The following is a 12,074-nucleotide window of genomic DNA, read 5'->3' on the forward strand; positions in this document are numbered from 1 at the left end:
CTGGTGCGCGCGCGGGTTCTTCGTGGTGCGAGGTTGCACGCTCGGTGCGAGCTTGTTTCCTCGCACCGGGTGGTCAACTTCGCACCGTGCCGTCACCGGGTGCAACGATGCGCCGGCGGCGCTCGCCGCGGGCGGACAATGGTGGGATGACGACCACTGATCTGACGCGACCCGGAGAGGTCCTCGTGGCCTCGGCAGCGGACGTCGAGCAGGTCGTCCACCGTGCCACGAACCAGTACGCCTCGGGCGTGGTCGCGGACACCGCCGGGTGGGCGGACGGCGATCGTCGGCGGATCGAGGACCTCGGGTTCCGCGGCGGAGACTCCCGGGGCGAGGCGCTCCGGACCCTCGACCTGACCATCGCCGACGACGGCACCCCGACGCGCATGCTCGACGCCCCCGCGATGGCCGCACTGAACAGCCACCACGCGCGGTTCGCCGAGCGGCGCGGCGACGTCGTCCGCTACCAGACGGACGTGTCGGTGTGGACGGGGATCCCCGCACAGCCGACCGCGCAGGACTGGGAGGACGTCCGGGCGCTGCTCGGGTCGGGCGGGATGCTCGGCGTCGGTGCGGCTGCCGTCCTGCCCGAGGGGTGGGACCTCGTCGAGGGTGCCGGCGGCGTGCAGCTGACCGGTGAGGCGATCGAGGGTGCGCCGGACGACGAAGCCGTCGTGCTGACGCCCGACGACGTGCCGGAGATGACCGCCCTGGTCGAGCGGACGAAGCCCGGGCCGTTCCTGCCGCGGACAATCGAGCTCGGCACGTACCTGGGCATCCGGCGGGACGGACGGCTCGTCGCGATGGCGGGGGAGCGCCTGCACCCGCCGGGGTGGACCGAGATCAGCGCGGTGTGCACGGACGAGGCGTACCGGGGGCAGGGGTTCGGGCGCCGGTTGGTGCTCGCCGTCGCGCACGGGATCCGGGAGCGGGGCGAGACCCCGCTGATGCACGCGGCCGCCGGGAACACCGGTGCGATCGGGCTCTACCAGCACCTCGGCTTCCGGTTGCGGGACCGTGGGGCGCCGCGGTTCGTGCGGGTGCCGTGAGCTGCGTTCCGGTCTGACGGGTCAGAACGCGGCGAGGGCACCCTGGAGCATGTCGTGGCCCTGGGCTTCGAAGCCCTCGTCGCCGACCGCGTAGGCCCAGGTCGCCGTCCCCACTGCTTCGCGGAGTTGGAGCCAGCGCCACGCGTCCGGAGTGCGCGGATCGTCGCCGTACCCGTCGAAGAACGCCGCTTCGAGCCTGGGATCGTGCTGCCAGTGCAGCACCGCGAGGCGGGTGAGGTCGAAGGACGCGGGGCGCCAGCCGAACCGGCCGAAGTCGATGACGCGGAGCCTGCGGTGGTGGTCGTCGCGGGCGTCGCGGGCGTCGTTGTCCACGATCCAGTTGCGCGGGTGGAAGTCGCCGTGGGTCGGGACGAGGGACTGCGTCGAGGTGTCGTTCGGGAGCGCGCGCAGTGCCGCTCGTGCGCGGGCGACCACGTCGTCGGGGATCCGGTGCGGTGCGTCGAGGGCGGCCAGTGCCTTCGCCTGCTCATGCTGCAGGAACGTCGGGTCCTGGCGGGTGTCCTGGTCGTGCAGTCGTCGGAGCAGTGATCCGGCCTGACGGTGGACGTCTGGATCGTGCTCGTCCGGGGTCCCGAGGGCGAGGTGCCCGGGGACGCGTTCGAGCACGAGGACGCGGTGCTCCTCGTTCGCCGCGACGAGGGCACCGGTGTCCCCGCTCGCTCGGAGCGCGGCGGTGGCGGTGCGGTGCGCTTCGAGCTCGCGGGGGAAGTGCGTGTTGGTCGGGCCGGAGGCCTTCACGGTGAAGCCGTCGTCGCCAGCGCGGATGTGCAGGACCCTGGTGTCGAGGAGCCCCCACGAGTCATCGGCCACGACGACGGCATCGTGGAGCGTCTCCTGCACGAACGCGATCTGGTCGTCATCGAGTCCGGTGTCCCCCCAGTGCATGGCGGCACGTTACCGTCCTGCTCCGACAGCTCGGGAGGCTGCAGCCCGCGTCCGGTGTCCGGATCGCGCGGATCGTTGCAGTACCCGTGAAGATCACCGTTCCGAGTCCGGCGCCGTGGGGGCGCGGAACCCCGGTGTTTCTGGGCCGGTCTTATCGGTTCCATCATGCAACTATCGACCCCCCGATGTGGGGGAGCATGCGTGAGCGAAGCTCCGTAACGTGCTGTGTGGCTGCACAGCACCGTCGCAGGGACTGGTGAGCTGCAGCAGCCGCAAGAGGGGTTTCTTGAGCGTGTTCGCTGCGTCGTGGTCCGGTCGTGTTCGTGGAGTGATGCTGGCGGTGGTGGCGTTGGTCGCCCTGCTGGGTTCGTTGTTGGTGGTGGTGTCGCAGCCGACATCGGCACAGGCTGTGGTGACCGGGACGGGCGGGCAGTACGTGCCGATGCCTTCGAACGCCCGCGTGCTGGAAGGTGCGACGTCGGCAGGGACGTTCCGCACGGTGAAGATCGCCGGAGCCGCCGGGCTCCCGTCGTCGGGGATCGGCGCCGTGACGATGATGGTCACGGTCGCTGACCCGAAGGGGTCGGGGCAGCTGCAGATGCGTGCCGACGATGCCGACACGACGACGCTGCTGATGATCTACAACTCCGGTGTCGGTGGGAACCGGTCGAACACCGGGCTGCTCGCGGTCGCGGACGACGGCACGATCCAGGTGCGGACCGAGACGGCGCAGTCGAAGGTCATCATCGACATCACCGGCTACTACACGTCGACGAAGAACGGTGTCTCGGCCGGTGGGTTCGTGGCGATGTCCCCGTCGCGCGTGCTCGACTCTCGTGGCGGGATCGGTGGCGCGCAGGGGCAGATCCCCGCGGGTTCGCAGCGCACGATCCAGGCGACGGGCTCGAACGGCATCCCCGAGGGTGCCGCGGCGGTCGCGGTGAACATCATCGTCATCAACCGATCGGGCAAGGCCGGCTACGTCCGTCCGACGCCCACCGGTGAGACCCGGAGCACCGGCGTCCTCAACTACAACTCGAATGAGGACCTCGAGACGGCGATGAACGCGCAGGTCGCGTTGAACGCCGACGGGAAGTTCAGCATCGACACCGCCGCGGAGGGCGGGAAGATCGACCTCGTCGTCGACATCCAGGGCTACTTCCTCAAGTCGAACCCGGGCGGTGGTTTCACCCCGTTGAACGGTCGCCTCATCGACACCCGCAAGACCGCGAGCATCGCTTCGGGTGCCTCGTTCACGGTGCAGGTCGGTGGCGTCCAGGGCGCCCCGACCGTTGAGGGCGGCTTGTCGGCTGCCGCGGTGACGTTCACTGCGGTCAACGACAGCGGTGCGGACTCGTACGCGAAGATGTGGGCCGATGGTGCGGCTGAGCCGACCTCGTCGGCGATCAGCAGTGACAAGACCTCGAAGGTGTCGAACACCGTGGTCGCTCCGGTGGGGGCGAACGGGAAGATCCGCATCAAGAACATGGGCAAGGGGGCGATGGACTACCTCGTGGACCTGCAGGGTGCGTACAACTCGCTGCCCGGCGGCCCGGGTGAGACGAACCGGACCGGCAAACGAACCTCGGCGACGACACTCCCGTTCCCGATCACGGACCAGACCAACGCGTCCGTCGACGTCGGCACCGGCAACCTTCTGGTCAGCACGACTGCGATGAGCCTGCCGGGAGTGACCGAGAACACCACGATCGGCGCCGCGTACAACTCGCGCAGCACCACCGTCGGTGACACCAACACGATGGACGCGAACCGGTGGCAGTACGCCCTCGCCGGCGCTGGGGACCTCACCGCGAACGCCGACGGTGTCATCTACACGGACGCCGTCGGGACGACGTGGCAGTTCCGTCCGTCCGGGGCGCAGGGCGCTTTCACCAGCCCGGCTGGTCTGCAGCAGACCCTGACCCGCGTCGACAACAGCACGACGCACGAGTACACGTTGAAGGGGTGGACGTCGAACTCGACGACGCACTTCAACCTCGCGGGTCAGCCCACCTCGATCGTGGACCGGAACAAGAACCAGATCAGCTTCAACTCCGACGAGCCGGGCTTCACCCTGAAGTCCCTCGTCTCGACCGCGGGTGTCACCGGGGCCCGGACGGCGAACTCGTCGTACGCCAACGGTGTGCAGACGTTCTCGCAGACCAGTGGCTCGAGCTCGCGGAGCGTGTCGTGGACGAAGAACAGCACCGGCGACATCACCACCTACACGGACGCGCTCGGCAAGAAGACCACGTTCGCGTACACCAGCGGAAACCTGACCTCGATCACGGCGCCCGAGGGTGGCGTGACGGCGTTCACGTACGACTCGTCCGACCGGGTCACGAAGGTCGAACAGCGCAACACCACTGCCGGCTCGCCGGGGACCGCTGTGACGCGATTCTCGTTCAAGGACGACACCACCACGCTGGTTGCTGACCCGCGGTCCGATCAGTCGGTCGCTGTGGCGGACACGAAGTACACCAACTACACCCTCGACGGGAACGATCTCGTCACGAACGTCGTCGACGCCGCGAAGCGGGAACAGTCCCGCTCCTACAAGTCCACGAACAACGGCGTCGAGAACTCGAGTGTCGGCGCGGGCGCAAGCGCATCGACGTCGAAGAACACCTACGGGGCGAACAACGAGCAGTCGCTGACGCAGTCGGAGTCCGGCGCGGGCACGAAGAACTCGGCGACGTACGGTTCCGGATCGGCTGCCTACCTGCCGTCAAAGGTCACCGACAGCTCGGGTAATGAGACCAACTACGGCTACGACGGCCCCGGCAACCGAACGTCGACCGCCACGGGCGGCTCCGGTCCGGAGGCGGCGAAGGCAGAGCTCGAGTACAACAAGAAGGGCACCGACCCGTATGCGTGGGGTGCGGTGAAGTCCGCGACGGCTCCCGGCGACGGTGATCGGAAGACGACGTATTCGTACGACACCCACGACCAGCTGCTCGCCATCACGGCGCCGGCCAACACGGTCGGGGAACAGAAGTACTCCTACGACGACTTCGGCCGTGTGAAGAACCACACCGACGGTGACGGCGGCGTCACGACGTACTCGTACGACAACGACGACCGGCTGCTGACGACTTCGTTCGATGACGGCACCGCAACGGTGACGAACACCTACGACGGGAACGGCAATCAGCTCACCGAGCAATCCGCGACCGGCACCATCACCAACACCTACGACCAGCGGAACCGGCTCACCTCGACCGTGAACACCGCCGGCGGTGGCACCGTGTCCTACGGCTACGACCTCGCCGGCAACACGGCCAAGGTCACCGACGCCCACGGCACCGTCACGCACGACTACGACGTCGCCAATGTCCTGACCCGCACCACCTACCCGACCGCGAACGGCGGTACGGCGAAGCAGGTCTACAAGAACGACGACCACGGCCGCCGCACCGACGCCTGGCTCGGCGCTGTCGAGAACACGGATCCGACCAAGGACCCGACGTCGTGGCAGGCGCACCAGACGATCACCTACGGCGTGTCCGACCACGTCACCGGTGTTCGCGCCGTGAACGCCGACGACCCGTCCAAGCCCGTCGTGAGCCTGACGTACTGCTACATCACCGGGATCGACGCCGGGGGCGACTGCTCGGCGACGAACAGTGCGAACGCCACGGACAAGATCCAGTGGGTCAAGGACAACATCACCCAGCAGACCACCACGTACACGTACGACTCGAACAGTCGCCTCACCAAGGCCGCGCAGGCCGGCGGTGCGACGAACATCACGTGGGCGTACACCTACGACGCGGCCGGGAACCGGCTCACCGCCAAGCGCGGCGGCGACGTCACCAGCTCGCAGACGCTGACCTACAACACCGTCGGGCAGATCACCTCTGACGGCTACGCGTACGACGGTGTCGGCAACTTGGTGAAGGCGCCCGGGCAGACGTTCACCTACAACGGGGCGCAGCAGATGACGTCCTCCACGAAGGACGGCGTCACCACCCGTTACGAGTACGCCGGCGGCAACATGAACAAGCTGCTCTCGCAGGCCACCGACGGGGGAACCGAGTACGACTACACGTATGGCACGTCCGACTCCAACGGTGTCCCCGTGATCACCAGCCGCACCATCGCGGGCACCGGGACTGCGTCGGTCATCAGCGACCCGGGGAACGGGCAGCCGCTGGACCTGCAGACCACCGACGGCACCACGAGCATGTGGGTCATCGACGGCAGCGGCAGCCCGGCCGCCGCGATCGCCGACACCGGGAAGACCGCGTACACCGTCTCGTACGACCCGTACGGCGTTGAAACCGTGACCGTTGGCGGCGACAGTGCGCAGTGGCAGCAGAACCCCTACGGGTTCAAGGTCGGGCTCCGCTCGAGCAACACCGACACCGGGCTCACCAAGTTCGGCTACCGTTGGCAGTCCAGCATCACTGGGGCATGGATCGAACGCGACACCCTCGATGCACCCCTCAGCTCAACGAACGCCAACCGCTACGCCTTTGCGGGTGCCGATCCGATCAACGGCAGTGATCCGACTGGCCTCTATAATTGGAGGCTGGCGGGAGCGGACTTCCTTCTTGCAACAGGCGTCGGAACGGGGATCGGGGCTGCGGTCGGTTGCATCGCCACCATCGCAATTGGGTGTGGGCCAGGTGCAGGACCGGGGGCTGCAATCGGCACTGCGTTGGGTGCAATATTCGGTGCCGGTTTCGTGCTCGGCGCGTCCCTTGCTGGAGGTTATAGTGAGTAAAAAACAATCCAACCCGAAACGCGATCGCATTGTCGCGATTTCGCCTGCTCTTGTGGGTGTCCTCGTTATTGGACTAATTGTCGGACTGCAACAGGTTGACATAGTGTTTGCGCTGATCATTCTTGGCGCTTTCGTAGTAGCCGTTTTGCCGCCCATCTTGGTTGTGCTCAAATTAACACCGGACGATTCGCAGTAGTTGGTGCGAGCGACCGCTCCATCGGTTGAGACCTCCACTACTGGTCCAGCGGTCGCCGGGTGAGGACGGTGCGACCATCGCCGAAGCGATCAAGGCTTGGGCTGTCCGGTAGCCGGTCGTTCACCGCACGGTCTGCGCGACCCCACTGGGGTGTGGAACGGACCGGAGGAGCTTCGTCTCGACTCCGGTCCGCACAGGAGCTGGTGCGACCCCTGCGCGCGACCGTACCACCCGTTACGAGTACGCCGGCGGCAACATGAACAAGCTGCTCTCGCAGGCCACCGACGGGGGAACCGAGTACGACTACACGTATGGCACGTCCGACTCCAACGGTGTCCCCGTGATCACCAGCCGCACCATCGCGGGCACCGGGACTGCGTCGGTCATCAGCGACCCGGGGAACGGGCAGCCGCTGGACCTGCAGACCACCGACGGCACCACGAGCATGTGGGTCATCGACGGCACCGGCAACCCTGTCGCCGCGATCGCTGACACTGGCAAGACCGCGTACACCGTCTCGTACGACCCGTACGGCGTCGAAACCGTCACCGTCGGCGGCGACAGCGCGCAGTGGAAGCAGAACCCCTACGGGTTCAAGAGTGGTCTCCGCTCGTCCAGCACCGACAACGGGCTCACCAAGTTCGGGTACCGCTGGCAGTCCAGCACCATCGGTGGGTGGACCGAACGCGATACCCTCGACGCACCGCTCGAACCGACTAACGCTAATCGGTATGGCTACGCAGGCTTGGACCCGATCAATCTCACAGATCCAACAGGCGCTGCTTCCCGGTTCTGGACCAGCCTGGGATGTGCCGCGGGTATTGCTACAGCCCCGGTATCCGGATGGAAGTCGCTCGTAGCCGGTGGTGCTGGAGCTGTTGCCACCTGCGAGGATGCATTCGCGCAGACAGCCGAGTGCGACGCCGCAGTAGATGCTGACAGGGCTTCGGGATATCGTTGGCAGAGTGATTACGTAGCTCCGTGCCAGAACCCGTTCTCGGACCAGCTGCGATAATAGGGGTGTGAATCATCAACAGGACACGAAGTAAAAACGAACAGAAGTTAGTGGCTGGGGTGATGGGCGTAGCGGCCGTGATCATTGGAATTTACGCTGTGCTTTCTTTCGTAGAGGGTAGTTTATGGCGTGGCTCCCTAGCCGTAGTGAGTGCTGCTCTCCTCGGATATTTTGCGATAGGCTTAGCGTTCCCAAGTCGCACTAAGCATCGCTGATGGTTTGGGTGCTCACCGAGATATAGCGTTGCATAGCACCGGCAAATCAGCGACCCGGGCACGGGGCAGCCGCTGGACCTGCAGACCACCGACGGCACCACGAGCATGTGGGTCATCGACGGCACCGGCAACCCTGTCGCCGCGATCGCTGACACTGGCAAGACCGCGTACACCGTCTCGTACGACCCGTACGGCGTCGAAACCGTCACCGTCGGCGGCGACAGCGCGCAGTGGAAGCAGAACCCCTACGGGTTCAAGAGTGGTCTCCGCTCGTCCAGCACCGACAACGGGCTCACCAAGTTCGGGTACCGCTGGCAGTCCAGCGTCACGGGCGGGTGGATCGAACGTGACACTCTCGACGCGCCCCTCAGCCCGAGTAATGCCAACCGCTACGCGTTCGCGGGAGCTGACCCCATCAATAAGTCAGATTCCTCGGGTCGTAGCGTCGGGGGAGCGGCCGTCAATGCGGGTGTGGCGACAATCGCTGCCGTCGGGACCGCCGCAGTTTGCGCGTCAACCGCAGGAATCGGTTGCTTGGTGGGTGGAGTGGTCTTGGGTGGAGTGTTCGGAGGTTTTGGCGGTATCGCCCAGGAAGCAGTTGAAGGTGGAGATAACTATGGGCAGGCGGCACTCGAAGGAACGGTAAGCGGGGCTATTGGAGGCTTCGGCGGTGGCATCGCCGGCAAGCTGATCAAGTACCTGCCGCGTGGCTAGGAGGGCCGCAACATGTCGGGCTTTTGGATCACATGGACAGTCCTGCTGGTTATTGCAGTCGGCGCACTGGTGCTCGTTGGAGTGGGTGTCCAGCGAACAATTTCCACAGAAGGATGGCGCGACGGAAAGCTCCATCGCGGAGCCGGAGGGCGATGGTTCTGGAGTGGGATCATCGTCGCGTTGATCGACGGGGTGGCGCTGATCCTCCTTGTCCTGACGAACTAGGACGTGAGCGGCCTTTGACGGAGAAACCACGACATTCGGGCGTCGTGTCGGGGCAAGGGCGCATGGTCGATCAGGTGAAGGGGACTGGAAGGCCGCAATGTCTGCGAGCAAGTCCATCGTGAGCCCGATCATGCGGGTGAGTCGATTTCGCAAGAGTGGGGGGCCGATGGCAGCGCAGCCTGGTCGGAGCCCTCGCACTCAGCCCGAGTCGTGGATTCTCTAGGATCGACCCATGTCCACGACCATGCCCGGCTTCGGGACGGAGCGCATCACGCAGCTCGGCCTGCGTGACCGCGTCTACGACCGGGTGCTCGAGGTCCTGATGGGCCACGACGTCGAACCGGGCATGCGGCTGTCGATCGACGGCCTCGCTCGCTCGCTGGGGGTCTCGCCGACCCCGGTCCGCGAAGCCCTGGTGCAACTCGAACGCACCGGCCTCGTCACCCGTGAAGCGAACAAGGGGTACCGGGTCTCCCCGCCCCTGGCCGGTGACCAGCTCGAGGCACTGTTCGACGCCCGGCTGATCGTCGAGAGCGGCGCGGTCGAGCTCGCGGCCCGCGGCGACGTCGGCGGCCTGCGCGAGCGACTGGCAGCAGCGCTCGACGAGCAGGCTGCGGTGGCCGCCGAGGTCGCCTCCGTCGGTGCTGCGCACGCGCCGGAAGAGCTGATGGCCCGCTTCTTCCGCAGCGACTGGCAGTTCCACCAGCTGATCTTCGACGCGACACGGAACCCGTTCCTCGAGGAGATGTCCGAGATCATCACGACGCGCGTGCACCGCATGCGGCAGATCGTCGAGGGTGGCGGGGACGACACGGATCGTGCGGTCCAGGAAACCGGGCCATCCTGGAGGCGCTCGCTGCGGACCCGACGTCGGCCGTCGCCGCGATGCGGCTCCACATCGACGCCGTCCGGTTGCGTTCGCGCGCGGACGCGTCCCACACGAGCTGAGGCGGAGGGGTTGCGTTCCGGCGTCGTGCGAGTATCTTTCCTATAGGAAAGAGGTTCAAGGCTGAACCACCACGACATGCAAGGGAGCATTCCGTGACCACTCCACAGGACTGGGTCGACCAGGATTGGGACCCCACCACCTGGACGTCGGAGACCTGGCCGGTCGCCGCGTGCCTGCACGGGTTCGCGCAGGTCACCCGCGACGGGACGGCATTCCACGACGCCCCCGCCGAGGTGTGGGACGAGGTGTTCGGGCAGATCGAGGCCGTCGGCTTCTCGCTGGCCGAACTCGCTGACAGCCACATCCGGCCCGCTGACCTCGAAGCCTCGCGCCGCGACGAGCTGTTCGCCGTCGCGAAGTCGCACGGCATCGGGATCCCGTCGGTGCACCTGCAGCGCAAGAGCGTCATCCAGCCCGGGCACGAGGACGAGAACCTCGCTTACGCCCACCGCACGATCGACGCGGCGGCCGAGTGGGGCATGCAGGTGTTCTCGACCGGGCTGCACCAGCCGTTCACCGACGCCCAGAAGCGGGCGCTGTGGTTCTGGACGGCGCCGGGCCCGAAGGACCCCGACGACCCCGAGGTCTGGAACGCCGCGGTCAAGCGACTGCGGGAGCTCGGCGAGCACGCTGCGAGCGTCGGGCTGCCGATGGCGCTCGAGCTGTACGAGGACACGTACCTCGGCACTGCCGACAGCGCGGTCCGCCTGGTCGAGGAGATCGGGCTCGACAACGTCGGCCTGAACGCGGACGTAGCCAACCTCATCCGTCTGCACCGTCCGGTCGAGGACTGGCGGGAGCTGTTCGCGAAGACCATGCCGCACACGAACTACCTGCACGTGAAGAACTACACGCGTGACGAGGCCGGCGACGGCAGCTGGGCGACGAGTGCGCCGAGCACCATGGAGACGGGCCTCATCAACTACCGCCAGGTCCTGCGCGACGCCGTCGCCGACGGGTTCCGCGGGATCGTCATGACCGAGCAGTACGGCGGGGACAGCCTCGGCGTCTGCGCCACCAACCAGCAGTACATCCGATCCGTCCTCGCGACGACGAAGCTCGACGCGACGGCGACCCCGACTGCAGCAACCAGCACCGAAGGAGCAATCCGATGAGCACCCTCGACATCGCCGTCGTCGGGTCCGGCTACATGGGCGGCGGGATCGCCCAGGTCCTCGCCCTCGCCGGCCACACGGTCCGGATCGCCGACGTCTCGGCCGAGATCGCCCAGCAGAACCTGGAGCGGCTGCTCACCGAGACTGCGCAGTTCGTCGCCGACGGGCTGTTCCCCGAGGACGCCGTCGATCGGGTCCGCGCACACCTGAGCGCTGCCGAGTCGATCGAGGCCGCCGTCGCCGACGCGGACTTCATCGAGGAGGCCGTGCCCGAGAAGCTCGAGATCAAGCACGCGACGCTCCGCCGCATCAGCGAGGCCGCCCGCCCCGACGCCGTGATCGGCTCGAACACCTCGACGATCCTGATCGAGTCGCTGGCCGAGGCCGTCGTGGGCCCGGAGCGGTTCCTCGGCGTGCACTTCTCGAACCCGGCTCCGTTCATCCCCGGCGTCGAGCTCATCCCGCACCCGACCACCAACGAGCACGCGATCGAGGTCGGCGAGACCGTCGTCGCCGCGACCGGCAAGCAGTCGGCACGGGTGAAGGACTCGACCGGGTTCGTCCTGAACCGCCTGCAGTACGCGCTGTTCGAGGAGGCCACGAAGATCGCCGACGAGGGCATCGCGAGCCCCGACGACATCGACACCATCGTGCGGACCACGTTCGGGTTCCGCCTGCCGTTCTTCGGCCCGTTCGCGATCGCCGACATGGCAGGGCTCGACGTCTACGCCTTCTGCTTCGAGTCGCTGCAGACCCGCTGGCCCGAGCGCTTCGCCACCCCGCCGTCGCTGCAGCAGCACGTCGACGCCGGTGAACTCGGCACGAAGTCCGGCGCCGGGTACCTCGAGGTGCTGGCCGACCGCACGCCCGAGCTCGTGGCCTACCGGAACAAGGCGTACGTCGCGATGCAGAAGCTCCTCGACGAGCTCGGCCCGGCACCGATCCACTGAGCCCGGAGCAC

8 protein-coding genes are annotated in these 12,074 nt (G+C 66.9%); 7 read left to right on the forward strand and 1 reads right to left on the reverse strand.

The genetic code is table 11. The annotated features are described in order from the left end of the window. The first annotated feature begins 146 nt into the window (after positions 1-146). Entirely contained in the window at positions 147-1,049 is a 903-nt protein-coding gene (locus tag QRN30_RS02850) for a GNAT family N-acetyltransferase (protein WP_052481873.1), read from the forward strand. Between the two features lie 21 nt (positions 1,050-1,070). On the opposite strand, the gene QRN30_RS02855 is transcribed toward QRN30_RS02850, so the two are convergent. Then, positions 1,071-1,955: a phosphotransferase gene (locus QRN30_RS02855; RefSeq protein WP_052481874.1), complete on the reverse strand. Its 885-nt coding sequence runs from the start codon at positions 1,953-1,955 to the stop codon at positions 1,071-1,073. Between the two features lie 499 nt (positions 1,956-2,454). Between QRN30_RS02855 and QRN30_RS02860 the strand changes: the two genes are divergently transcribed. The 6 genes from QRN30_RS02860 (at position 2,455) to QRN30_RS02885 (ending at position 12,063) form a co-directional block, all read left to right on the forward strand. Beyond that, complete coding sequence (locus tag QRN30_RS02860) at positions 2,455-6,684, forward strand: RHS repeat-associated core domain-containing protein (RefSeq protein ID WP_162243028.1); 4,230 nt, start codon at positions 2,455-2,457, stop codon at positions 6,682-6,684. Positions 6,685-7,136: 452 nt separating this feature from the next. Next, positions 7,137-7,895, forward strand: coding sequence for an RHS repeat-associated core domain-containing protein (locus QRN30_RS02865; protein ID WP_284760399.1), 759 nt, complete (start codon positions 7,137-7,139; stop codon positions 7,893-7,895). A 320-nt stretch (positions 7,896-8,215) separates the two neighbouring features. After that, positions 8,216-8,824 (forward strand): RHS repeat-associated core domain-containing protein, encoded by a 609-nt coding sequence (locus QRN30_RS02870; protein WP_031260109.1) that lies wholly within the window; start codon positions 8,216-8,218, stop codon positions 8,822-8,824. A 457-nt stretch (positions 8,825-9,281) separates the two neighbouring features. Continuing rightward, the gene (locus QRN30_RS02875; protein ID WP_284760400.1) at positions 9,282-10,043 is read left to right on the forward strand and encodes a GntR family transcriptional regulator; all 762 of its coding nucleotides are present in this window, start codon (positions 9,282-9,284) and stop codon (positions 10,041-10,043) included. A gap of 47 nt (positions 10,044-10,090) precedes the next feature. Then, positions 10,091-11,113: a sugar phosphate isomerase/epimerase family protein gene (locus tag QRN30_RS02880; protein WP_017887785.1), complete on the forward strand. Its 1,023-nt coding sequence runs from the start codon at positions 10,091-10,093 to the stop codon at positions 11,111-11,113. After that, positions 11,110-12,063, forward strand: coding sequence for a 3-hydroxyacyl-CoA dehydrogenase family protein (locus QRN30_RS02885; protein ID WP_071249941.1), 954 nt, complete (start codon positions 11,110-11,112; stop codon positions 12,061-12,063). Before QRN30_RS02880 ends, QRN30_RS02885 begins: the two co-directional genes overlap by 4 nt. Positions 12,064-12,074: the final 11 nt, after the last annotated feature.

The sequence above is a fragment of the Curtobacterium sp. MEB011 genome (genome assembly GCF_030209655.1).
In the GTDB taxonomy this organism is placed as follows: Bacteria; Actinomycetota; Actinomycetes; order Actinomycetales; family Microbacteriaceae; genus Curtobacterium; species Curtobacterium poinsettiae.